Source organism: Staphylococcus sp. M0911 (assembly GCF_003491325.1).
Taxonomy (GTDB): Bacteria; Bacillota; Bacilli; order Staphylococcales; family Staphylococcaceae; genus Staphylococcus; species Staphylococcus warneri_A.
Window position 1 is genome coordinate 1 of the sequence record NZ_CP022881.1, and the last position, 24,776, is coordinate 24,776.

Sequence of the window (24,776 nt, forward strand, 5' to 3'; positions counted from 1 at the left end):
ACAAATTGGCTGTGCATAAATCATAGTGTGCTTTAAGTTATCCACTGTCTGTGATTAACTTGTGGATAATTATTAACATGCTGTGATTATTTTTATCCACGGGTGTTATTTTTGTGTATAACTAAAAAATTTTGAGAAAGATGGAGTTATTTATGTCTGAAAAAGAAATTTGGGAAAAAGTATTAGACCTCGCCAAAGAACGAATTTCAAAAATTAGTTTTGATACTTTCGTAAAAGATACGCAACTCTATTCACTCCAAAATGATAAAGCCATCGTATTAGTCAGTGAATCTTTCAATGCGAATTGGCTCAATCAAAAATATAGTGAGATTATGCAAAGCATCATATATGAAGTGATTGGTTATGAAGTCAAGCCTCGTTTTATAACTGAAGAAGAACTGTCAAAATATATGAAGACCGATCAAAAACAACCTGAAGAAACTGCAACTCCAGAAACGCATCAACATCAGAATGTCGATAATCTAGGTGGTATTGAACAATTTAATACACACAATACATTTGACACATTTGTAATCGGACCAGGCAACCGTTTTCCACATGCTGCGAGTTTAGCAGTAGCAGAAGCACCAGCCGAAGCATACAATCCATTATTTATTTATGGTGGAGTTGGATTAGGAAAAACCCATCTAATGCATGCCATTGGACATCATGTTTTGGATAATAATCCTAATGCTAATGTGATTTATACATCTAGTGAAAAGTTTACAAACGAATTTATTAAGTCAATTCGTGATAACCAAGGTGATGCTTTTAGAGAGAAATACCGTAATATCGACGTTTTACTAATCGATGATATACAGTTCATTCAAAATAAGGAACAAACACAAGAAGAATTCTTCCATACTTTTAATGAACTGCATAACAATAATAAACAAATTGTTATTTCTAGTGACCGTCCACCAAAAGAGATCTCTAAATTGTCAGATCGACTCCGTTCTCGCTTTGAATGGGGCTTAATCGTGGATATTACACCACCAGATTATGAAACAAGAATGGCTATTTTACAGAAAAAGATTGAAGAAGAGAATTTAGATATACCAATGGAATCATTAAACTACATTGCAAATCAAATTCAATCCAATATTCGTGAACTTGAAGGTGCATTAACACGTTTATTGGCTTATTCACAATTACAAGGTAAACCTATCACGACAGAATTAGCTGCGGAAGCTTTAAAAGATATTATACAAGCACCTAAATCTAAAAAGATTACTATTCAAGATATACAAAAAGTCGTTGGACAATACTATAACGTTCGCATAGAAGACTTTAGTGCCAAAAAGCGTACAAAATCTATTGCCTATCCACGACAAATTGCAATGTATCTTTCACGTGAACTTACAGATTTTTCATTACCTAAAATTGGTGAAGAGTTTGGTGGACGTGATCATACAACCGTCATTCATGCTCACGAAAAAATTGTAAATGATATTAAAGCAGATCCTACATTTAAACAAGAAGTGGAAAATTTAGAAAAAGAAATCAGAAACCAATAGTTGGGAAATAATTTAAAAAATTAAGCTGTTATAGTACAGTTCGAATTGAAGATTAAATTTGATTATAAAAGGGAATAATTACATGGAAAAGCGCATGTCATTTTGTTGTCGTTTTATTATTCTAGAAAAGATAATCAAGTTGTGGATTGTGGACAATGTTGAAAAGGTGTACACAGTATACACACTTTATCCACATGTGCATAACTTTGATATGCCAGACTTATTGTCACTTATCCACTAATTCACAGGCCCTACTACTATTACTATGAATTTAAAACCTATATAATTATATATAAACGACTGGAAGGAGTTTAAATTTTAATGATGGAATTCACTATTAAAAGAGATTATTTTATTAATCAACTAAACGATACATTAAAAGCTATTTCACCTAGAACAACTTTACCAATTCTTACTGGTATTAAAATTGACGCTAAAGAAAATGAAGTCATTTTAACTGGATCAGATTCTGAAATCTCAATTGAAATCTCAATACCAAAACAAATAGATGGTGAAGATATTGTTGATATCTCAGAAACAGGATCAGTTGTACTTCCTGGTCGTTTCTTCGTTGATATTATTAAAAAATTGCCAGGTAAAGATGTTAAATTATCTACTAATGAGCAATTCCAAACACTCATTACATCTGGTCATTCTGAATTCAACTTAAGTGGTTTAGATCCAGATCAATATCCACTATTACCAGAAGTATCAAGAGATGACGCTATTCAATTATCTGTAAAAGTATTAAAAAACATCATTGCACAAACTAATTTTGCAGTGTCCACCTCAGAAACACGCCCAGTATTAACTGGTGTGAATTGGCTTATACAAGATAATGAATTAATATGCACAGCAACTGACTCACACCGCTTGGCTGTAAGAAAGTTAAAATTAGAAGATACATCTGAAAATAAAAATGTCATCATTCCTGGTAAAGCTTTATCTGAATTAAATAAAATTATGAGCGATAGTGATGAAGATATTGATATTTTCTTCGCATCTAACCAAGTATTATTTAGAGTAGGTCATGTTAATTTCATTTCTCGTTTATTAGAAGGTCATTATCCAGATACAACGCGTTTATTCCCTGAGAATTATGAAATCAAATTAGGAATTAACAATGGTGAGTTTTACCATGCGATTGATCGTGCATCATTATTGGCTAGAGAAGGCGGTAATAATGTCATCAAATTAAGCACTGGTAATGAAGTTGTTGAACTATCATCAACATCTCCAGAGATTGGTACTGTAAAAGAAGAAGTAACAGCAACTGATGTAGAAGGCGGCAATCTTAAAATTTCATTCAACTCAAAATATATGATGGATGCATTAAAAGCGATTGATAATGACGAAGTCGAAGTCGAATTCTTTGGTACGATGAAACCGTTCATTTTAAAACCTAAAGACGATGATTCAGTTACTCAATTAATCTTGCCAATCCGTACGTACTAATCATGACTTAAAAAGCGAAAACGAATAATAGCTGAGACAAGATAAAATGTCTCAGCTATTTTTTATTTAAAGTTCATTTTAAAGTGTGTGAGCCTTTGTTTAAGCGTAAGAAATTATTTTTAGGAGGAATTTATCGTTTTATAGAAAAATAAGCTAATATGCCCTTTAAAATTAAAATGACGTTAATACAACTCCAAAAACGTAAGTAAAATAGCATTGAAATTTAAAATAGAGAAATTATCACTATAAGTAAACGTTTACATTCTTTGTTTCACATGAAATTTGAGCACAAAACAGGTATAATATATTAATGACATAAAAAGAAATGGAGTGATGAATTTGATTCAAGAAGTTGTTGTAGAAGGTGACATTACTTTAGGTCAATTTCTGAAAACAGAAGGTATTATTGAATCAGGTGGCCAAGCGAAATGGTTCCTACAAGATTTCGAGGTTTTAATTAATGGTCAACGTGAAGTTAGACGTGGCAAAAAATTAGAACACCATGATCGTATCGATATACCTGAATTGCCTGAAGATACGGGTGCTTTTTTAATCATTCACCAAGGTGAACAATGAAATTAAATACACTCCAATTGGAAAACTATCGTAACTATGAACAGGTTACAATCGATTGTCATCCTGAAGTGAATATTCTCATAGGTGAGAATGCACAAGGAAAGACGAATCTCCTTGAATCAATTTACACTTTAGCTTTGGCAAAAAGCCACAGAACTTCTAATGATAAGGAACTCATACGTTTTGATTCTGAGTATGCTAAAATAGAAGGTGAGCTAAACTATAGACATGGCACAATGCCACTGACGATGTTCATTACTAAAAGAGGTAAGCAAGTGAAGGTCAATCACCTAGAGCAAAGTAGGCTAACACAATATATCGGACATCTAAACGTGGTTCTTTTTGCGCCGGAAGATTTGAATATCGTGAAAGGATCACCTCTAATACGCCGTCGTTTTATAGACATGGAGTTAGGACAAATATCAGCTGTCTATTTGAACGACCTTTCTCAATATCAACGTATTTTAAAACAAAAGAATAACTACCTAAAACAGCTACAAATTGGTAATAAGACTGACACCACTATGCTGGAAGTCTTAAATCAACAATTTGCTGAATATGCGTTAAAGGTGACGTTGCGTCGTGAACATTTTATTAAAGAACTAGAACAATTAGCTCAACCTATTCATGCAGGCATTACGAATGAGCGTGAAGCATTGGTGCTTAAGTATTTACCAAGTTTGAAATTCAGTCATCAGGATCAATCAGAATCAGAAATGTTAGAAGAGATTCTGACATTACTTAATGACAATCTTCAAAGAGAAAAAGACCGTGGTGTGTGTCTCTTTGGACCACATCGTGACGACTTAGGTTTTAACGTTAACGGCATGGATGCGCAAACTTATGGTTCACAAGGTCAACAGAGAACAACTGCATTGTCGATTAAGTTAGCTGAAATTGAACTAATGAATATAGAAGTTGGAGAATATCCAATTTTATTACTAGATGATGTGTTGAGTGAATTAGATGACTCACGTCAAACGCACTTATTGAGTACAATTCAACATAAAGTACAGACATTTGTAACTACGACATCCGTAGACGGTATTGATCATGAAATTATGAATAATGCTAAGTTATACCGTATAAATCAAGGTGAAATTATAAAGTAACAGAAAGTGATGGTGAATACATTGTCAGATGTAAACAACACAGATAATTATGGTGCTGGGCAGATACAAGTATTAGAAGGACTAGAAGCGGTCCGTAAACGACCTGGTATGTATATCGGTTCAACTTCAGAAAGAGGCTTGCACCATTTAGTATGGGAAATTGTTGATAATAGTATTGACGAAGCATTAGCAGGCTATGCTGACGAAATTAACGTAACAATTGAAAAAGATAATTGGATTAAAGTTACTGACAATGGTCGTGGTATCCCAGTAGATATTCAAGAAAAAATGGGACGTCCAGCAGTTGAGGTTATTTTAACTGTACTTCACGCCGGAGGTAAATTCGGTGGCGGCGGATACAAAGTATCAGGTGGTCTACATGGTGTAGGTTCATCTGTTGTTAACGCCCTATCAGAAGATTTAGAAGTATACGTACACCGTAACGATACGATTTATCACCAAGCCTATAAAAAAGGTGTACCTCAATTTGATTTAAAAGAAATTGGTAGCACAGATAAGACGGGTACAGCAATACGTTTTAAAGCAGATAGCAGTATCTTTACCGAAACAACAGTTTACAACTATGAAACATTACAACAACGTATTCGTGAGTTAGCATTCTTGAACAAAGGTATTCAAATCACTTTAACTGATGAGCGAGACGAAGATGATATCAGACAAGATTCTTATCACTATGAGGGTGGGATTAAGTCTTATGTAGAAATGTTGAATGAAAATAAAGAACCTATCCATGGCGAACCTATTTACATTCACCAATCTAAAGATGATATCGAAGTTGAAATTGCGATCCAATATAATAAAGGCTATTCAACGAATTTATTAACATATGCCAACAATATCCACACGTATGAAGGTGGTACGCATGAAGATGGCTTTAAACGTGCGTTAACGCGTGTGTTAAATAGTTATGGTATGAACAGTAAAATAATCAAAGAAGATAAAGATAGACTTTCAGGTGAAGATACACGTGAAGGTTTAACAGCTATTATTTCTATCAAACATGGTGATCCTCAATTCGAAGGTCAAACGAAAACAAAATTAGGAAACTCTGAAGTACGACAAGTTGTAGATAAATTATTCTCTGAACACTTTGAACGTTTCTTATATGAAAACCCTAGCGTTGGTAGAATTATTGTTGAAAAAGGTATTATGGCATCTCGCGCACGTGTAGCTGCAAAGAAAGCACGTGAAGTGACACGTCGTAAATCAGCATTAGAGATTTCAAGTTTACCTGGTAAACTTGCTGACTGCTCTAGTAAAAACCCTGAAGAAAGTGAAATATTCTTAGTCGAAGGGGACTCTGCCGGTGGGTCTACTAAATCAGGCCGTGACTCAAGTACACAGGCAATTTTACCATTGAGAGGTAAGATTCTTAATGTTGAAAAAGCACGTCTAGATCGTATTTTAAATAACAATGAAATTCGTTCTATGATCACAGCATTTGGTACTGGTATTGGTGGAGAATTTGATATTAGTAAAGCACGATATCATAAAATTGTAATTATGACAGATGCCGATGTTGATGGTGCTCATATTAGAACATTATTATTAACATTCTTCTATCGTTTCATGAGACCGCTAATTGAAGCGGGATATGTATATATTGCCCAACCACCGTTATACAAATTAACGCAAGGTAAACAAAAATACTATGTCTTCAACGATAGAGAATTAGATAAATTAAAAGCAGAATTAAATCCAACACCTAAATGGTCTATTGCCCGTTATAAAGGTCTTGGTGAAATGAATGCCGATCAATTATGGGAAACAACGATGAATCCAGAACACCGTTCAATGTTACAAGTAACATTAGAAGATGCAATTGATGCCGACCAAACATTTGAAATGTTAATGGGTGATGTTGTTGAAAACCGTAGACAATTTATTGAAGATAACGCGGTCTATGCCAACCTAGATTTCTAAGCACTATGAACTGAACTTTTGAAGGAGGATCTCTTGATGGCTGAATTACCTCAATCAAGAATTAATGAACGAAATATAACCAATGAAATGCGCGAATCATTCCTAGACTATGCAATGAGTGTTATCGTTTCTCGTGCATTACCAGACGTCAGAGATGGATTGAAACCAGTACATCGTCGTATACTGTATGGATTAAATGAGCAAGGTATGACTCCAGATAAGCCATATAAAAAATCCGCACGTATCGTTGGGGATGTTATGGGTAAATATCACCCACATGGTGACTCATCTATTTACGAGGCTATGGTAAGAATGGCACAAGAATTCAGTTATCGTTATCCACTTGTGGATGGACAAGGTAACTTTGGTTCCATGGATGGTGATGGCGCAGCTGCCATGCGTTATACCGAAGCGCGTATGACTAAAATTACGCTAGAATTACTACGTGATATCAATAAAGATACAATTGATTTTATCGATAACTATGATGGTAACGAAAGAGAGCCGGCAGTCTTACCTGCACGTTTCCCTAACTTATTAGTTAATGGTGCGGCAGGTATCGCCGTAGGTATGGCGACTAACATACCACCTCATAATTTGACAGAGGTGATTGATGGTGTGCTTAGTTTAAGTAAGAATCCAGACATCTCAATCAGTGAATTAATGGAAGATATTCAAGGTCCAGATTTTCCAACTGCTGGTCTTATCTTAGGTAAAAGTGGTATTAGACGTGCTTATGAAACAGGTAGAGGTTCTTTACAAATGCGCTCACGTGCTGAAATAGAAGAACGTGGCGGTGGCCGTCAACGTATTGTTGTTACAGAAATTCCATTCCAAGTTAACAAAGCACGAATGATCGAAAAAATTGCTGAACTTGTACGTGATAAAAAAATTGATGGTATTACTGACTTACGTGATGAAACAAGTTTACGTACGGGTGTAAGAGTTGTTATTGATATTCGTAAGGATGCTAACGCAAGTGTTATCTTAAATAACTTATATAAACAAACACCATTACAAACATCATTTGGTGTAAATATGATTGCCTTAGTCAATGGCAGACCTAAGTTAATTAATCTTAAAGAAGCATTAGTCCATTACTTAGAACACCAAAAAACGGTTGTACGTAGACGTACAGAATACAATTTAAGAAAAGCAAAAGACCGTGCCCACATCTTAGAAGGTTTAAGAATTGCACTTGATCATATTGATGAAATCATTAGTACGATTCGTGAATCTGAAACAGATAAAGTGGCAATGGAAAGCTTACAAGAACGCTTCAAGTTATCTGAAAGACAAGCACAAGCTATCTTAGATATGCGTTTAAGACGTTTAACTGGTTTAGAAAGAGACAAAATTGAATCAGAATATAACGAATTATTAGCTTATATTGATGAATTAGAAGCGATTTTAGCGGATGAAGAAGTATTACTACAATTAGTTCGTGACGAATTAACAGAAATTAAAGAACGTTATGGTGACGAACGTCGTACAGAAATTCAACTTGGCGGATTAGATGATTTAGAAGATGAAGATTTAATCCCAGAAGAACAAATTGTAATTACATTAAGTCATAACAATTATATTAAACGTCTTCCAGTATCTACATATCGTGCACAAAACCGTGGTGGTCGTGGTGTACAAGGTATGAATACATTAGAAGAAGACTTTGTGAGTCAATTAGTTACTTTAAGTACTCATGACAATGTCTTATTCTTTACGAATAAAGGCCGCGTATACAAACTTAAAGGTTACGAAGTACCAGAATTATCTCGTCAATCCAAAGGTATCCCAATTGTTAATGCGATTGAACTTGAAAATGATGAAAGTATCAGTACAATGATTGCTGTTAAAGACCTTGAAAGTGAAGACGATTACCTAGTATTTGCAACACGTAAAGGTATCGTTAAACGATCATCATTAAGTAACTTCTCTCGTATTAATAAGAATGGTAAAATTGCGATTAACTTTAAAGAAGATGATGAGTTAATTGCAGTTAGACTAACCGATGGTGAAGAAGATATCCTTATTGGTACTGCACATGCTTCATTGATTAGATTCTCTGAAAAAGCATTACGTCCACTTGGCCGTACAGCAGCAGGTGTGAAAGGTATCACATTACGTGAAGGTGATGAAGTAGTCGGTTTAGACGTCGCACATGCGAATAGTGAAGATGAAGTATTAGTTGTTACTGAAAATGGTTACGGTAAACGTACACCAGTTGCTGATTACCGATTATCAAATCGTGGCGGTAAAGGTATTAAGACGGCAACAATTACAGAACGTAATGGTAACATCGTATGTATTACAACTGTTACAGGTGAAGAAGACTTAATGGTTGTAACGAATGCAGGTGTGATTATACGTCTAGATGTACATGACATCTCACAAAATGGTCGTTCTGCACAAGGTGTTCGACTTATGCGTCTAGGTGATGACCAATTTGTTTCAACAGTAGCTAAAGTAAAACAAGAAGATGACGCTGATGAAGCAGAATCAGATATTGAAAGTGATAATGCTCAAGGTGAGTCTAATAGCGAAGAAGTTATTGAAGGTGGCGCACCAGGCAAAGCGATTCAAACTGAAGTTACTGATGAAGAACAAGGTTCAGAAGACAATCAAGATGGCGATGAACGAATCGATGTAAGACAAGACTTTATGGATCGCGTAAATGAAGATATCGAAAATGATTCAGACAATAATGAAGATGAATAAACAATAATATAAAGTAAAAAAATAAGACTCCCCTATCACCAGGGGAGTCTTATTTTTATGTAATAAAAAGGGATATGGTGACTGTTAAATGTGACCATATTCCCTATATAAGCTATTCTTCTAATTGTTTCATTGCGAATGGAATTTCATTGATTAAACGTGATGGTGGTACGACATACATCGTTTCAGAAAGCTTTTCTCCGATATAACTATGTGTATATGTGGCGCTCATTACCGCTTCTTTAATACTATCAAATTGACCTACGAAGCTAGTAATCATACCTGCTAAAGTATCACCCATACCACCAGTTGCCATAGCTGGGCTACCGATAGATAGTTTATAATCTTCGTTTCTAAAGTAAACCTCAGTACCATGTTTTTTTAGAACAACTGTCGCGCCAATACGATCAACCGCTTCACGATTACGCTCATATGTTTGTTCTTCAATTGGGATACCACTTAAACGTTCCCACTCTTTTTGATGTGGCGTAAAAATTACTCGACATGAAGGTAGTTGAGGTTTAAGTTTACTAAAAATCGTAATAGCATCACCGTCTACTATTAAATTCTGATGAGGTTGGATGTTCTGCAATAAGAAAGTAATCGCATTATTTCCTTTAAAGTCTACGCCAAGTCCTGGACCAATTAAGATACTGTCTGTCATTTCAATCATTTTAGTAAGCATCTTTGTATCGTTAATATCGATAACCATTGCTTCCGGGCATCGAGAATGTAATGCAGCATGATTAGTTGGATGTGTAGCTACAGTAATCAATCCACTACCACTGAATACACATGCACGTGCTGCTAACATGATTGCACCACCTAAATTGGCAGATCCTCCAATTAATAGGATTTTACCGTAATCCCCTTTATGAGACTCTTCTTTTCTTTTAGGAATATTAATAGTATCTAAAGTTTCCATCTACCTAAACCTCCTTTTACCGGATTATTTATTTCTATTATACTGACCGGTCTATGTTCAATGATTCATTTTATATTGAATATAAGTCACAACGATGCGTGTGCTTTTAAATACAATTATGAATACTATACCTGTAATACACTTTCGTCAATAGAAATTTAAGAAATGTAACGATATAGAAACCTAATATAACAGTGACAATATTTTAGTGTATTAAATAATTAAATTGTTAATGTATTATAAAAATTGTAAAAAGTATTGTTTATATAAAAATGAAAACGTATACTTTTTGATAATGGAAGTTTTAATTCTACATAAAGGGGAGCTGTTTCTATGACTTTATTTTTAAATGGAGATGCTTTAACGATTGAGGATATTAAACAATTATTACACCAAGATTTAAAAATTGAAATCACTGAGGAAGCATTAGAAAGAGTTAAAAAAAGTAGAAGTGTAGTAGAAAGAATTATTAATGATAAAGAAACCATTTATGGGATCACTACAGGGTTTGGTTTATTTAGTGATGTGCGTATTGATTCGACTCAATATAATGACTTACAAGTTAATTTAATACGTTCACACGCTTGTGGGATGGGCGAACCATTTTCTGAAGAAGTATCACTCGTGATGATGATTTTACGTCTTAATACATTATTAAAAGGAAATTCAGGTGTAACGTTAGAATTGGTCGATCAGCTCAAATATTTCATTAATGAGCGTATTATACCTGTGATTCCTCAACAAGGCTCACTCGGTGCATCAGGGGATTTAGCACCATTATCTCATTTAGCTTTAGCACTTATTGGTGAAGGGCTTGTTTACTTTAAAAACGAAGAAGTTGATAGTCGTTATGTCTTAAATGAATTAGGAAGAGCACCATTACATTTACAAGCTAAAGAAGGATTAGCATTAATTAACGGCACACAGGCTATGACTGCTCAAGGGGTCATTAACTATATTGAAGCGGAAGACCTAGGTTACCAAGCAGAGTGGATTGCGGCGCTCACGCATCAAGCGTTAAATGGTATTGTTGATGCATATGATCATAGAGTGCATGCAGTTAGAAACAGTCAAGAACAAGTAGATGTCGCAGCACGTATGCGTGATTGGTTAGAAGATTCAAAGTTAACAACAAGACAAGCTGAGATTCGTGTTCAAGATGCGTATTCTTTACGTTGTATTCCACAAATTCATGGCGCTAGTTATCAAGTGTTTAACTACGTAAAAGAAAAGTTAGAGTTTGAAATGAATGCTTCAAATGATAATCCACTTATCTTTGATGAAGACGGTGAAACAACAGTTATATCTGGTGGTAACTTCCATGGACAACCTATCGCCTTTGCGCTTGATCATTTGAAGTTAGGTGTCAGTGAATTAGCGAATGTTTCAGAACGACGTGTGGAACGACTAGTGAATCCGCAATTGAATAACGGTCTACCTGCATTCTTAAGTCCTGAACCTGGTTTACAAAGTGGCGCGATGATTATGCAATATGCGGCAGCAAGTTTAGTATCAGAGAATAAAACACTAGCACATCCAGCGAGTGTAGATTCTATCCCATCTTCAGCTAACCAAGAAGATCATGTATCTATGGGTACAATTGCTTCAAGACATGGTTATCAAATGATTGAAAATGCACGACGTGTTATTGCGATTGAATGTATTATTGCGTTACAAGCAGTTGAGTTAAAAGGGGTTAATCAACTATCACCTAAAACACGAGACAAATATGACGAATTTAGAAACATTGTGCCATCTATCAAACAAGATAGACAATTCCATAAGGATATAGAAGCCGTAGCACAGTACTTAAAGGATAGTGCGTATCATTAAGACATTCATAAAATGAAAATGATTGAATTTTAAAATAACTTGAAAATTACAAAAAACTTTGCTATATTGTGAGTAAGTTAATAAAACATTGTTCGTAGGCCAAGTAGTATTATTGATGGATTTCAGAGAGCTTGTGGTTAGTGAGAACAAGTAATCCACTTTAATGTGAATCTACCTACATTTAGTGAGCAATCGGCGAATAACCGTTATTTTAGTTAAGTGCAAATGAAGTAACATTTTATTAAGTGTTTGCTTTGTTTGTTAAATAGGGTGGCAACGCGTAGACCACGTCCCTTGTCGGGGCGTGGTCTTTTTGTATGCTTTTATATACATAGTTGGCATGCTAAATATATATTTTTTATGGGAAAGGATGAAGGTTTCATGTTAGATATTAAACTTTTTAGAACAGAGCCAGACAAAGTTAAGAGCAAAATTGAATTAAGAGGAGACGACCCTAAAGTAGTCGATGAGGTATTAGAATTAGATGAAAAGCGTCGTACATTAATAAGCAAGACAGAAGAGATGAAAGCGAAACGTAATAAAGTAAGTGAAGAAATCGCTCAGAAAAAACGTAATAAAGAAAATGCTGATGATGTTATTGCTGAAATGCGTCAATTAGGTGATGACATTAAAGAATATGATACACAATTAAATGAAATTGATAATAAAATGACAGACATTCTATGTCGTATTCCAAACCTTATCAATGACGATGTGCCACAAGGTGCTTCAGATGAAGAAAATATCGAAGTTAAAAAGTGGGGTACACCACGTGAATTTGATTTCGAAGCGAAAGCACACTGGGATATCGTAGAAGATCTTAAAATGGCTGACTTCGATCGTGCCGCTAAAATTTCTGGTGCACGTTTCGTTTATCTAACAAGAGACGGTGCACAATTAGAACGTGCATTAATGAACTACATGATTACGAAACATACAACACAACATGGTTACACTGAAATGATGGTACCTCAATTAGTTAACGCTGATACAATGTATGGTACTGGTCAATTACCTAAATTCGAAGAAGATTTATTTAAAGTGGAAAAAGAAGGATTATATACAATTCCAACTGCTGAAGTACCTTTAACAAACTTCTATCGTGATGAAATCATCCAACCAGGTGTCTTACCTGAAAAATTCACTGGACAATCTGCATGTTTCCGTAGTGAAGCGGGTTCAGCTGGTAGAGATACAAGAGGTTTAATTCGTTTACACCAATTCGACAAAGTTGAAATGGTACGCTTTGAAAAACCTGAAGATTCTTGGGATGCTTTAGAAGAAATGACTACAAACGCTGAAGCGATCTTAGAAGAATTAGGATTACCATATCGTCGTGTTATCTTATGTACTGGAGACATTGGTTTCAGTGCTAGTAAAACATACGACTTAGAAGTATGGTTACCAAGCTATAACGACTACAAAGAAATCAGTTCATGTTCAAACTGTACTGACTTCCAAGCACGACGTGCCAATATCCGTTTCAAACGTGATAATGCAGCTAAACCTGAATTAGCGCATACGTTAAACGGTAGTGGTTTAGCTGTAGGTCGTACATTCGCAGCAATCGTTGAGAACTACCAAAATGAAGATGGTACAGTAACAATCCCTGAAGCCTTAGTACCATTCATGGGTGGTAAAACTCATATTCAAAAGCCAACTAAATAATTTAGATTGTTAGCGAATAAATAAGCTATACAATGCGCGGTAATGAAGAGCCATCATTGCCGCGTATTTTTTATGCGAATAATCAAAAGTAAGAGGGTAGGGGAGGGTCATTAAGTAAAATTTAGATGCAAAAATAGAGGAGGGTCTAATTGTTTACGGAAAATTCTGTCATATTATAAACGCTGTATTTACGACGTTTTTAAAATGAGGGTTGTCTTACGTCACACATACCGACGTCTAAAGTGATTGCCGTTTTCATCATTGTATATTAGACTTGAGTTTATTATTTAAACGTAAATGCATTTGGTACTAGAAAGGGGAGGCAAGATGACCCATCTCACATTTAGACAAGGTGTTAAAGAATGTATTCCAACATTATTAGGATATGCAGGTGTTGGTATTTCATTCGGTATTGTTGCTGCATCTCAAAAGTTTAGTTTATTAGAAATTATATTACTTTGTTTAATTATTTATGCTGGTGCGGCGCAATTTATTATATGTGCGTTAGTCATAGCTGGAACACCGATAACAGCGATAGTGTTGACAACGTTTATTGTTAATTCACGTATGTTTTTATTAAGTATGACGTTAGCACCTAATTTTAAGTCTTATAGTTTATGGAATCGAATTGGACTTGGTTCTTTAGTGACCGATGAAACGTTTGGTGTAGCCATCACACCTTATGTAAAAGGAGAACCTATTAATGATCGTTGGTTGCACGGTTTAAACATTACAGCATATTTGTTTTGGACCTTTTCTTGTGTAGTTGGTGCTATATTCGGCAAATATATTTCGAATCCAGAGATGTTAGGATTAGATTTTGCGATTACGGCTATGTTTGTATTTTTAGGTATTGCTCAATTTGAATCTGTTAAAAAGTCTAAGATCAACATCTATCTCGTGCTTATTCTATGTGTCATTGTGATGATGTTAACGTTAAGCTTTGTTATGCCTTCATATGTAGCGATTATTATATCTGCGGTTGTCGCTTCTACATTAGGGGTGGTGATGGACAGATGATGACAGATCAACATATGTTAATCATTATTATTCTATGTGGTATTGTTACGATTTTAGTCAGAGTGATTCCATTTATGATGATTTCACGAGTGAATTTACCTGACGTTTTGATTCGATGGTTATCCTTTATTCCAATTACACTTTTTACAGCACTCGTCTTGGACGGTTTGATTCAACAACATGAGGGTAGTGTAGGCTATACACTCAATGTGCCATTCATTATTGCATTAATACCAACTATATTATTAGCCATCTATACGAGAAGTCTAACCTGGACGATTTTAGGTGGTATTGCATTTATCGCTCTGTTGAGATTCTTTCTATAGAAATCAAGGTCTATATATTGAATTTCGCAAATGAGTTAGTTAAAATTTAAGTAGTTAGAAAATTTAGATAATTAATGTATTTATTCAAAACTTAATCATAAAATCTTATTCAGAGAAGTTGAGGGACTTGGCCCATAGACGCTTCAGCAACCGGCTACAAAGAATACGAGTACGGTGCTAAAACCAACGAGCACTCGAATGATAAGTACTGAACCGCTTCTTACTTTTCATAGAGTAAGAAGCTTTTTTATTTAAAGGAGGATGGATTCATATATGTCGAATTATACAGTTGATACATTAGAATTAGGCCATTTTACGACAGAGTCAGGAGAAACGATACAAAATTTAAAATTAACATATGAACATGTAGGTTATCCTGGACAACCATTAGCATTAGTTTGCCATGCACTAACTGGCAATCATCTTACATATGGTACAGATGAACATCCAGGTTGGTGGCGTGAAATTATTGATGGCGGATATATACCTATTAATGATTATCAATTTTTAACATTCAACGTGATAGGGAGTCCATTTGGTTCAAGTTCAAAGCATAATGACCCACATTTTCCAGATCATTTAACATTAAGAGATATCGTACGTGCACTTGAGAAGGGGATAGAAGCACTAGGATTTAATAAAATAGATATTTTAATCGGTGGTAGTCTAGGAGGTATGCAAGCACTAGAATTACTTTATAACCGACGATTCCAAGTGGATAAAGCGGTCATACTTGCTGCTACAGATAAAACCTCATCGTACAGTTGTGCCTTTAATGAGATTGCTAGGCAAGCTATTCATATCGGTGGTAAAGAAGGTTTAAGTATTGCCCGTCAATTAGGATTCTTAACTTATCGTTCTTCTAAAAGTTATGATCAACGCTTCACGCCTGAAGAGGTAGTTAGTTATCAACAACATCAAGGTAATAAGTTCAAAGAATCATTTGATTTATCATGTTATTTAACACTGCTGGACGTCTTAGATAGTCATAATATTGATAGAGGTAGAGATGATGTTGATGAAGTGTTTAAATCATTAGACACAAAGGTATTAACGATGGGATTCATAGATGATTTGTTGTATCCAGATGATCAAGTATTAGCGACAGGGCAACGCTTTAAATATCACAGACACTTCTTTGTACCAGATAACGTGGGTCACGATGGTTTCTTACTTAACTTTGAAGATTGGGCGCCTAATTTATATCACTTTTTAAATGCGAAACATATTCGACGATAATGACTAAAACCATGTTCTAATGTTAATTTTATAAGGTTGAATATCGATGTTAAAAGTATAGTATATAAAGAGAATACAAATCGAGAAATTAAATAGGTGGCTATGAGATGAAACAATTGATAATTATATTAAATGCATTGAATTATATAGTTATAGCATCATTAATAATATTCAACTTCAATAATCTATCTGAAAAGGGATTAGATATATGTAGATATTTCCTTTTTATTAGTTGTGTTTTATTTATATTTTCCTTAATTATGTATTTACTAACTAAGAAAGAATTTGTTTTAAAAAGTAGTTTTATTAATCTAGTTAATTTAATTGTAATATTTCCAATTCTACTATTAATAATGATTTGATTTTCATATTACTATGCTTGCTTTTAAAAGGTTTATCGTAATGAATTTTAATTAAAAATTTGTAAAAACTATAGATTATTTCACTCTAAAGTACTGCTGGAATTGACCGACATAAATACCAGTAGTACTTTATTGTTTATTTTTTTCAAAGAGGTTAAAATGGTAATTATAGTCAAAAAAGTATGGGAGTGGCGTGTGTGTTTTCAAAAATACAACCTAAAGCAACTATGATAGGTACATTAGCATTAGTGATAGTCGCTTTAGTAACACATGTATTACCTATTCTCGGCTTAATTTTATGTTTATTTGCAACAATCCCAGGTGTCGTATTATGGAACAAATCTATTCAGTCATTTGGAATTAGTGCCTTAGTAACAGTTATAATTACAACATTATTAGGTAATACATTCGTCTTAAGTATAATGGTTTTAGTGATTTTAACGAGTTTAATCATTGGACAATTACTTAAGGAAAGAGCAACAAAAGAAAGAATTTTATATGTAACAACGGTATCTCTAAGTTTAATGACATTGATAGGATTCATGTTATTACAAGTATTTGATAAAATCCCAAGAGCAGCCGCATTAGTTAACCCTGTTAAAGAAACCGTTCATAACATGTTATTAACAAGTGGAGCAGATGCTGATTACAGACAGATGCTTGAAGAAAGTATCCGCCAAATGACGGTCCAACTCCCTAGTTATCTCATTATTATCGTTTTTCTTTTCGTTTTAATTAATCTGATCATAACATTTCCAATCCTGCGCAAATTCAAAGTAGCTACGCCAATATTTAAGCCGCTATTCGCTTGGCAAATGAATCGTACGCTATTAACAATCTATATTATTGATTTACTTTGTGTAATGTTTGCGACCCAACCAAGTACGTTCCAGAGTATCGTCTTAAACTTTGAAGTTGTGTTATCATTAGTGATGTACATTCAAGGGATGAGCGTGATACATTTCTTCGGAAAAGCGAAGCGACTACCGAATGTAGTAACTATCATATTAATGGTTATAGGGACATTATTAACGCCAATGACTCACATTGTAGGGTTATTAGGTGTCATCGATTTATGTATCAATTTAAAACAACTAATGAACAATAATAATAAAAAGTGATGAGAGGTGGAAGAATGAACCGTCAATCCACTAAAAAAGCTTTGCTCATACCATTTATCATAATGGTACTGACTGCTATAGCATTAGTCATCGTTTGGTTTATATTTAACCAAATCGTGGCAGGCATAGCTGCAGGAATATTACTAGTAATGATTATTGCTAGTGGATTCTTGCTAAGACAAGCTTTTATGAAAATGGACAGTTATGTGGATGGTTTAAGTGGTCATATTACAACAAGTAGTAATAAGGCGATTAAACACTTACCGATCGGGATGATTGTGTTAGATGAGAACGACCATATTGAATGGGTTAACCAATTTATGTCTGAACATTTAACAACTAATGTTATTTCAGAATCGGTAAACGAAATATTTCCTAATATCTTAAAGCAATTGGAGAAAGTTCAAGAAGTAGAGATTGAACATGAAAATTATCATTATAGAGTACGTTATTCAAGCAATGAACATTGCTTATACTTCTTCGATATTACAGATGAAGTGCAAACGAACCAATTATATGAAGATTCAAAACCCATTATTGCAACATTATTCTTAGATAACTACGATGAAATTACGCAAAACATGAATGACACACAACGTTCTGAAATTAACTCAATGGTTACACGTGTGATTAGTCGTTGGGCATCAGAATATAATATTTATTTCAAACGTTATAATTCAGACCAATTCGTAGCCTATTTAAATCAAAAGATCTTAGCGGAAATCGAAGACTCAAATTTCAACATTTTAAGTCAATTACGTGAGAAAAGTGTTGGTTACCGAGCACAATTGACATTAAGTATTGGTGTCGGTGAAGGTACTGAAAATCTTATCGACTTAGGTGAATTATCACAATCAGGTCTAGACTTAGCACTAGGTCGTGGTGGTGACCAAGTCGCTATTAAAAACATGAACGGCAACGTACGTTTCTACGGTGGTAAGACTGACCCTATGGAAAAACGTACACGTGTAAGAGCACGTGTTATCTCACACGCATTAAAAGATATCTTAACCGAAGGCGATAAAGTCATCGTAATGGGACATAAACGACCTGACTTAGATGCCATTGGTGCAGCCATCGGTGTGTCTAGATTCGCTTTAATGAATAATCTAGAAGCATATGTTGTGTTGAATGAATCTGATATCGATCCAACATTACGTCGTGTCATGGATGAAATTGATAAGAAACCAGAACTTAAAGAACGATTTATTACATCTGACGATGCATGGGATATGATGACATCTAAAACAACGGTTGTTGTCGTTGATACGCATAAACCAGAAATGGTTCTAGATGAAAATGTCTTAAACAAAGCAAATCGTAAAGTGGTAATTGACCATCATAGACGTGGTGAAAGCTTTATCTCAAATCCACTACTGGTTTATATGGAACCTTATGCAAGTTCAACAGCCGAACTTGTCACAGAGTTGCTAGAATATCAACCAACTGAACAGCGTTTAACACGTCTTGAATCTACTGTTATGTATGCAGGTATTATTGTTGATACAAGAAACTTCACATTACGTACGGGTTCAAGAACGTTCGATGCCGCAAGTTATTTACGAGCGCATGGTGCCGATACTATTCTTACACAACACTTCTTAAAAGATGATGTGGATACGTACATTAATCGTTCTGAATTAATTAGAACAGTCGAAGTACAAGATAACGGTGTTGCCATTGCACATGGCTCAGACGATAAAATTTATCATCCTGTTACAGTTGCACAAGCAGCCGATGAGTTGTTAAGTTTAGAAGGTATAGAAGCTTCATATGTCGTTGCCAAACGTGAAGACAACCTAGTCGGTATCTCAGCCCGTTCATTAGGTTCAGTTAATGTACAATTAACAATGGAAGCCCTAGGTGGCGGGGGTCACTTGACGAATGCAGCGACACAATTAAAAGGTGTCTCAGTGGAAGACGCCATCGTACAATTACAACAAGCAATAACAGAACAAATGAGTAGGAGTGAAGACGCATGAAAGTAATTTTCACACAAGATGTTAAAGGTAAAGGTAAAAAAGGCGAAGTTAAAGACGTACCAGTAGGTTATGCAAATAACTTCTTATTAAAAAATAATTACGCCGTTGAAGCTACACCTGGTAACTTAAAACAATTAGAACAACAAAATAAACGTGCTGAAGCAGACAGACAACAAGAAATTGATGATGCAAAAGCATTAAAAGAAAAATTAGCTAACATCGAAGTTGAAGTATCTGCTAAAACAGGTGAAGGCGGTAAATTATTTGGTTCAGTAAGTACGAAACAAATTGCCCAAGCCCTTAAAGATCAACATGACATTAAATTAGATAAACGTAAAATGGATTTACCACAAGGTATCCACACATTAGGTTATACAAACGTACCTGTTAAATTAGATAAAGAAGTTGAAGGTACTATTCGTGTGCATACAGTAGAACAATAAAGATGGATTGAAAATAGAGGTGTAATCAATAATGGATAGTATGTACGAGCAAAATCAAATGCCACATAGCAATGAAGCCGAACAATCTGTCTTAGGTGCCATTATTATTGATCCGGAATTAATTAATACAACTCAGGAAGTGTTACTTCCTGAGTCATTTTATAGAGGCGCCCATCAACATATTTTCCGTGCGATGATGCACTTAAATGAAGATAATAAAGAAATTGATGTAGTGACGTTAATGGATCAATTAACGACTGAAGGAAGTTTGAGTGAAGCGGGTGGCCCGCAATACCTTGCAGAATTATCTACTAATGTTCCTACAACAAGAAATGTTCAATATTATACTGATATCGTATTTAAGCATGCGCTTAAACGTAAGTTAATACAGACTGCTGATAGTATCGCCAATGACGGATACAATGATGAGTTAGAATTAGATACGATCTTGAGTGATGCAGAACGACGTATTTTAGAGCTATCATCAACACGTGAGAGCGATGGTTTTAAAGATATTCGAGATGTATTAGGACAAGTGTATGAAACTGCTGAGGAACTCGATCAAAATAGTGGTCAAACACCGGGTATTCCAACAGGTTATAGAGATTTAGACCAAATGACAGCAGGTTTTAACCGAAATGACTTAATCATTTTAGCTGCACGACCATCTGTTGGTAAGACTGCCTTCGCACTTAATATTGCCCAAAAGGTAGCGACACATGAGGATTTATATACAGTAGGTATCTTCTCTCTTGAGATGGGTGCAGACCAATTAGCAACACGTATGATATGTAGTTCAGGTAACGTTGACTCAAACCGATTAAGAACCGGTACAATGACCGAAGAGGATTGGAACCGATTCACGATTGCAGTTGGTAAACTATCTCGAACAAAAATATTTATTGATGATACGCCAGGTATTCGAATCAATGACTTACGATCTAAATGTCGTCGACTTAAACAAGAACACGGTTTAGACATGATTGTGATTGACTATTTACAATTAATTCAAGGTAGTGGTTCACGCTTCTCAGATAACCGTCAACAAGAAGTATCTGAAATTTCACGTACGCTTAAAGCTATTGCACGTGAGCTAGAATGTCCTGTCATCGCACTGAGTCAGTTATCTCGTGGTGTTGAACAACGTCAAGATAAACGTCCGATGATGAGTGACATCCGTGAATCAGGGTCTATCGAGCAAGATGCTGATATTGTTGCCTTCTTATATCGTGATGATTATTATAATCGTGGCGAAGATGAGGATGACGATGATGATTCAAGCTTTGAGCCACAAACTAATGATGATAACGGTGAAATTGAAATTATCATCGCTAAGCAACGTAACGGCCCGACAGGTACCGTGAAATTACACTTTATGAAACAATACAACAAATTTACTGATATAGATTATGCTCATGCAGAAATGTCATAAAATATTTTTAAACATATTTTCCGTACAATAAACAAACATTATGTTTTATTGTACGGTTTTTGTTTTGTATAAAGGTATTTAAAAACCACTAAGTATGTGTCTTGGAATTTCGAATAAACATTTTAAATACCGTCATGAAAGGTTTTATATACATTTTGACTTTCATTATAAAGAAAAACAGATGAATTTGATTGTACGAAATCAATGTTCGATTTTTATTTGCATTATAGTATCTATATTGGTAAAATACTTCATGGTTAAATGAGAAAAATTTGGAGGTGCTCTTATGTCATCAATCGTAGTAGTTGGGACACAATGGGGAGACGAAGGTAAAGGTAAAATTACAGATTTCTTAGCAGAACAAGCAGACGTGATTGCACGTTTTTCAGGTGGTAATAATGCAGGACATACCATCCAATTTGGTGGAGAAACATATAAATTACATTTAGTACCATCAGGTATCTTCTATAAAGACAAATTAGCAGTTATTGGTAATGGTGTGGTAGTTGATCCAGTTGCATTACTTAAAGAATTAGACGGTTTAAATGAACGTGGTATTTCAACAGATAACTTACGTATTTCTAACCGTGCTCAAGTGATTTTACCTTATCATATTGCACAAGACGAGTATGAAGAGCGTCTTCGCGGTGATAATAAAATCGGTACAACTAAAAAAGGTATCGGCCCAGCATACGTAGATAAAGCACAACGAATTGGTATCCGTATGGGAGACTTAGTCGAAAAAGAAACATTCGAAAGACTATTAAAACAAAATATTGAACATAAAAATGCATATTTCAAAGGTATGTTTAATGAAACATGTCCAAGCTTCGATGATATATTTGAAGAATATTATGCTGCAGGTCAACGTTTAAGAGAATTTGTTACAGATACACCTAAAATCTTAGACGACGCAATTGTTGCAGATGAAAAAGTACTATTCGAAGGTGCCCAAGGTGTGATGTTAGACATCGATCACGGTACATATCCATTCGTCACTTCAAGTAACCCAGTAGCAGGTAACGTTACAGTAGGTACTGGTGTAGGTCCAACATACGTATCTAAAGTCATTGGTGTATGTAAAGCTTATACATCACGTGTTGGTGATGGTCCATTCCCTACAGAATTATTTGATGAAGATGGTCATCATATTAGAGAAGTTGGTCGTGAATACGGCACAACAACTGGTCGTCCACGTCGTGTAGGTTGGTTCGATTCAGTAGTATTACGTCATTCACGCCGTGTAAGTGGTATTACAGACTTATCAATCAACTCAATTGATGTGTTAACAGGTTTAGATACAGTTAAAATCTGTACAGCATATGAATTAGATGGTAAAGAAATTACTGAATACCCAGCTAACTTAGATCAATTACAACGTTGTAAACCAATCTTCGAAGAGTTACCAGGTTGGACGGAAGATATTACAGGTTGCCGCACTTTAGAAGAACTTCCTGAAAATGCACGCAAATATTTAGAACGTATTTCTGAATTATGTGGCGTACGCATTTCAATCTTCTCAGTAGGTCCAGATCGTGAACAAACAAACTTATTAGAAAAATTATGGTAATTAATACCGATAGCCGTTAAATGATGTAACAATCATTTAACGGTTTTTTTATGGGAAAAATGCTTGAATATACTACAAAATAACGCATCAATGGTGCTTTATGATTACTGTCTCAGTCCTAATTACAAATAATGTTAAAATTATGTAAAAAATATCTTGTCATTCAAATATTGGCTGTGCTATAATCTATCTTGTGCTTAAGAACGGCTCCTTGGTCAAGCGGTTAAGACACCGCCCTTTCACGGCGGTAACACGGGTTCGAGTCCCGTAGGAGTCACCATTTTTTAGGTCTCGTAGTGTAGCGGTTAACACGCCTGCCTGTCACGCAGGAGATCGCGGGTTCGATTCCCGTCGAGACCGTATTGCCTACCCAAGAGGGTAGGCATTTTTTTATGTCCTTTTATTATCAATGAAAGTAATGCCACTTTATTTAATGATTGTTCCCCATTTTACAAGTCGATGACATTTGGCAATCGAAACTTAACATTTCCCCAATTATCGTTAGAAACAAATGAAAAACATTGAATTAATCGGTTTTATACTAAATTTTAATATTACAAAATTATGAAATTAATATCTTTTGAATTCTCAGCTTACTGAAAGCATTCAACTTATTTTGTGATATAGAATTTTGGTGGTAAACTTATATATAATATTATTCTATAATTTTTTATACAAAAATAGAATTAACCGTTCATAAATGGTAAATTAGATAGTAGTAACTGTGTTGAAAAAGCACATGCGTTTGAGCCTCGTGAAAGGTCTCAATCGATACGAATTAAGATAAGTCGAACGGTAGAATTATACTTTGAGAAATGAGGTTTATATATATGGCTAGAAAAGTTGTGGTAGTCGACGATGAAAAACCAATTGCTGATATTTTAGAATTTAATCTTAAAAAAGAAGGATACGATGTATTTTGTGCGTACGATGGTAACGACGCTGTAGATTTAATTTATGAGGAAGAACCAGACATCGTATTATTAGACATTATGTTACCTGGTAGAGACGGCATGGAAGTCTGTCGTGAAGTACGTAAAAAATTCGAAATGCCTATCATCATGTTAACTGCGAAAGATTCTGAAATTGATAAAGTTTTAGGATTAGAATTAGGTGCAGATGACTATGTGACGAAACCATTTAGTACACGCGAATTAATTGCACGTGTAAAAGCAAACTTACGTCGTCATTATTCTCAACCAGCGCAAGAAGTCAATGACGCAACAAATGAAATTTCTATTAAAGATATCGTCATTTATCCAGATGCGTATTCAATTAAAAAACGTGGTGATGACATCGAGTTAACACACCGTGAATTTGAGTTGTTCCATTATCTTTCTAAACATATGGGCCAAGTAATGACACGTGAACATTTATTACAAACTGTGTGGGGTTATGATTACTTTGGAGATGTACGTACTGTAGACGTAACGATTCGCCGTTTACGTGAAAAAATCGAAGACGATCCATCACACCCAGAATACATCGTGACACGTAGAGGCGTTGGATACTTCCTCCAACAACATGATTAGAGGT

The 24,776-nt window shown here is 34.9% G+C and carries 18 protein-coding genes, 2 tRNA genes, 1 riboswitch and 1 other annotated feature; of the genes, 19 read left to right on the forward strand and 1 reads right to left on the reverse strand.

Going from position 1 to position 24,776, the window contains the following annotated elements; genetic code table 11:
• The first annotated feature begins 152 nt into the window (after positions 1-152).
• The 6 genes from dnaA to gyrA all read left to right on the forward strand — a co-directional run bounded on the left by dnaA (position 153) and on the right by gyrA (position 9,319).
• Positions 153-1,517 carry a chromosomal replication initiator protein DnaA gene (dnaA, locus tag ssp1_RS00005; protein ID WP_107536068.1) on the forward strand — a complete coding sequence of 455 codons (1,365 nt, stop codon included), beginning with the start codon at positions 153-155 and terminating at the stop codon, positions 1,515-1,517.
• Between the two features lie 321 nt (positions 1,518-1,838).
• On the forward strand, positions 1,839-2,972 hold the full coding sequence (gene dnaN, locus ssp1_RS00010) for a DNA polymerase III subunit beta (RefSeq protein WP_002451549.1): 1,134 nt from the start codon (positions 1,839-1,841) through the stop codon (positions 2,970-2,972).
• 330 nt (positions 2,973-3,302) lie between these two features.
• Positions 3,303-3,548: a S4 domain-containing protein YaaA gene (gene yaaA / locus ssp1_RS00015; RefSeq protein WP_015364547.1), complete on the forward strand. Its 246-nt coding sequence runs from the start codon at positions 3,303-3,305 to the stop codon at positions 3,546-3,548.
• The gene (gene recF / locus ssp1_RS00020; RefSeq protein WP_107536069.1) at positions 3,545-4,660 is read left to right on the forward strand and encodes a DNA replication/repair protein RecF; all 1,116 of its coding nucleotides are present in this window, start codon (positions 3,545-3,547) and stop codon (positions 4,658-4,660) included. The genes yaaA and recF overlap by 4 nt, the downstream gene beginning before the upstream one ends.
• 9 nt (positions 4,661-4,669) lie before the next feature.
• Entirely contained in the window at positions 4,670-6,604 is a 1,935-nt protein-coding gene (gyrB, locus tag ssp1_RS00025) for a DNA topoisomerase (ATP-hydrolyzing) subunit B (RefSeq protein ID WP_037552329.1), read from the forward strand.
• A 36-nt stretch (positions 6,605-6,640) separates the two neighbouring features.
• Complete coding sequence (gene gyrA, locus ssp1_RS00030) at positions 6,641-9,319, forward strand: DNA gyrase subunit A (RefSeq protein ID WP_118828045.1); 2,679 nt, start codon at positions 6,641-6,643, stop codon at positions 9,317-9,319.
• Between the two features lie 112 nt (positions 9,320-9,431).
• Here the strand turns inward: gyrA and ssp1_RS00035 are convergent, their stop codons facing one another.
• A complete protein-coding gene (locus tag ssp1_RS00035) occupies positions 9,432-10,244 on the reverse strand; it encodes an NAD(P)H-hydrate dehydratase (RefSeq protein ID WP_107532861.1) in 813 nt (270 codons plus the stop codon).
• A 333-nt stretch (positions 10,245-10,577) separates the two neighbouring features.
• Between ssp1_RS00035 and hutH the strand changes: the two genes are divergently transcribed.
• The 13 genes from hutH to yycF all read left to right on the forward strand — a co-directional run bounded on the left by hutH (position 10,578) and on the right by yycF (position 24,772).
• The gene (gene hutH, locus ssp1_RS00040) at positions 10,578-12,077 is read left to right on the forward strand and encodes a histidine ammonia-lyase (RefSeq protein ID WP_075777917.1); all 1,500 of its coding nucleotides are present in this window, start codon (positions 10,578-10,580) and stop codon (positions 12,075-12,077) included.
• Positions 12,078-12,160: 83 nt separating this feature from the next.
• Positions 12,161-12,375, forward strand: a binding site (T-box leader).
• Between the two features lie 83 nt (positions 12,376-12,458).
• Positions 12,459-13,745, forward strand: a complete 1,287-nt coding sequence (serS, locus tag ssp1_RS00045; RefSeq protein ID WP_002451556.1) for a serine--tRNA ligase — start codon at positions 12,459-12,461, stop codon at positions 13,743-13,745.
• Positions 13,746-14,072: 327 nt separating this feature from the next.
• Positions 14,073-14,765, forward strand: a complete 693-nt coding sequence (locus tag ssp1_RS00050) for an AzlC family ABC transporter permease (protein ID WP_049424832.1) — start codon at positions 14,073-14,075, stop codon at positions 14,763-14,765.
• A complete protein-coding gene (locus tag ssp1_RS00055; RefSeq protein ID WP_002451558.1) occupies positions 14,762-15,091 on the forward strand; it encodes an AzlD domain-containing protein in 330 nt (109 codons plus the stop codon). Before ssp1_RS00050 ends, ssp1_RS00055 begins: the two co-directional genes overlap by 4 nt.
• Positions 15,092-15,193: 102 nt before the next feature.
• Positions 15,194-15,299: riboswitch (SAM riboswitch) on the forward strand.
• A gap of 65 nt (positions 15,300-15,364) precedes the next feature.
• The gene (gene metX / locus ssp1_RS00060; RefSeq protein WP_075778541.1) at positions 15,365-16,330 is read left to right on the forward strand and encodes a homoserine O-acetyltransferase MetX; all 966 of its coding nucleotides are present in this window, start codon (positions 15,365-15,367) and stop codon (positions 16,328-16,330) included.
• A gap of 544 nt (positions 16,331-16,874) precedes the next feature.
• Positions 16,875-17,813, forward strand: coding sequence for a YybS family protein (locus ssp1_RS00070; RefSeq protein ID WP_107536242.1), 939 nt, complete (start codon positions 16,875-16,877; stop codon positions 17,811-17,813).
• Positions 17,814-17,827: 14 nt separating this feature from the next.
• The gene (locus tag ssp1_RS00075; protein WP_002451561.1) at positions 17,828-19,795 is read left to right on the forward strand and encodes a DHH family phosphoesterase; all 1,968 of its coding nucleotides are present in this window, start codon (positions 17,828-17,830) and stop codon (positions 19,793-19,795) included.
• Positions 19,792-20,238 (forward strand): 50S ribosomal protein L9, encoded by a 447-nt coding sequence (gene rplI, locus ssp1_RS00080; protein ID WP_002466410.1) that lies wholly within the window; start codon positions 19,792-19,794, stop codon positions 20,236-20,238. The genes ssp1_RS00075 and rplI overlap by 4 nt, the downstream gene beginning before the upstream one ends.
• A 31-nt stretch (positions 20,239-20,269) precedes the next feature.
• Entirely contained in the window at positions 20,270-21,670 is a 1,401-nt protein-coding gene (gene dnaB / locus ssp1_RS00085) for a replicative DNA helicase (protein WP_002451563.1), read from the forward strand.
• 286 nt (positions 21,671-21,956) lie between these two features.
• Positions 21,957-23,240, forward strand: coding sequence for an adenylosuccinate synthase (locus ssp1_RS00090; protein WP_002451564.1), 1,284 nt, complete (start codon positions 21,957-21,959; stop codon positions 23,238-23,240).
• Between the two features lie 205 nt (positions 23,241-23,445).
• Positions 23,446-23,520, forward strand: a tRNA-Glu gene (locus ssp1_RS00095).
• Positions 23,521-23,527: 7 nt separating this feature from the next.
• Positions 23,528-23,600, forward strand: a tRNA-Asp gene (locus tag ssp1_RS00100).
• Positions 23,601-24,070: 470 nt separating this feature from the next.
• The gene (yycF, locus tag ssp1_RS00105; RefSeq protein ID WP_002451565.1) at positions 24,071-24,772 is read left to right on the forward strand and encodes a response regulator YycF; all 702 of its coding nucleotides are present in this window, start codon (positions 24,071-24,073) and stop codon (positions 24,770-24,772) included.
• Positions 24,773-24,776 lie beyond the last annotated feature (4 nt).

Excerpts from the sequence above, each read along its gene's own strand:
- dnaA (WP_107536068.1), top strand. The coding sequence starts at position 153 with ATGTCTGAAAAAGAAATTTGGGAAAAAGTATTAGACCTCGCCAAAGAA.
- dnaN (WP_002451549.1), top strand. The coding sequence starts at position 1,839 with ATGATGGAATTCACTATTAAAAGAGATTATTTTATTAATCAACTAAAC.
- recF (WP_107536069.1), top strand. The coding sequence starts at position 3,545 with ATGAAATTAAATACACTCCAATTGGAAAACTATCGTAACTATGAACAG.
- gyrB (WP_037552329.1), top strand. The coding sequence starts at position 4,670 with ATGGTGAATACATTGTCAGATGTAAACAACACAGATAATTATGGTGCT.
- gyrA (WP_118828045.1), top strand. The coding sequence starts at position 6,641 with ATGGCTGAATTACCTCAATCAAGAATTAATGAACGAAATATAACCAAT.
- ssp1_RS00035 (WP_107532861.1), bottom strand. The coding sequence starts at position 10,244 with ATGGAAACTTTAGATACTATTAATATTCCTAAAAGAAAAGAAGAGTCT.
- hutH (WP_075777917.1), top strand. The coding sequence starts at position 10,578 with ATGACTTTATTTTTAAATGGAGATGCTTTAACGATTGAGGATATTAAA.
- serS (WP_002451556.1), top strand. The coding sequence starts at position 12,459 with ATGTTAGATATTAAACTTTTTAGAACAGAGCCAGACAAAGTTAAGAGC.
- ssp1_RS00050 (WP_049424832.1), top strand. The coding sequence starts at position 14,073 with ATGACCCATCTCACATTTAGACAAGGTGTTAAAGAATGTATTCCAACA.
- ssp1_RS00055 (WP_002451558.1), top strand. The coding sequence starts at position 14,762 with ATGATGACAGATCAACATATGTTAATCATTATTATTCTATGTGGTATT.
- metX (WP_075778541.1), top strand. The coding sequence starts at position 15,365 with ATGTCGAATTATACAGTTGATACATTAGAATTAGGCCATTTTACGACA.
- ssp1_RS00070 (WP_107536242.1), top strand. The coding sequence starts at position 16,875 with ATGGGAGTGGCGTGTGTGTTTTCAAAAATACAACCTAAAGCAACTATG.
- ssp1_RS00075 (WP_002451561.1), top strand. The coding sequence starts at position 17,828 with ATGAACCGTCAATCCACTAAAAAAGCTTTGCTCATACCATTTATCATA.
- rplI (WP_002466410.1), top strand. The coding sequence starts at position 19,792 with ATGAAAGTAATTTTCACACAAGATGTTAAAGGTAAAGGTAAAAAAGGC.
- dnaB (WP_002451563.1), top strand. The coding sequence starts at position 20,270 with ATGGATAGTATGTACGAGCAAAATCAAATGCCACATAGCAATGAAGCC.
- ssp1_RS00090 (WP_002451564.1), top strand. The coding sequence starts at position 21,957 with ATGTCATCAATCGTAGTAGTTGGGACACAATGGGGAGACGAAGGTAAA.
- yycF (WP_002451565.1), top strand. The coding sequence starts at position 24,071 with ATGGCTAGAAAAGTTGTGGTAGTCGACGATGAAAAACCAATTGCTGAT.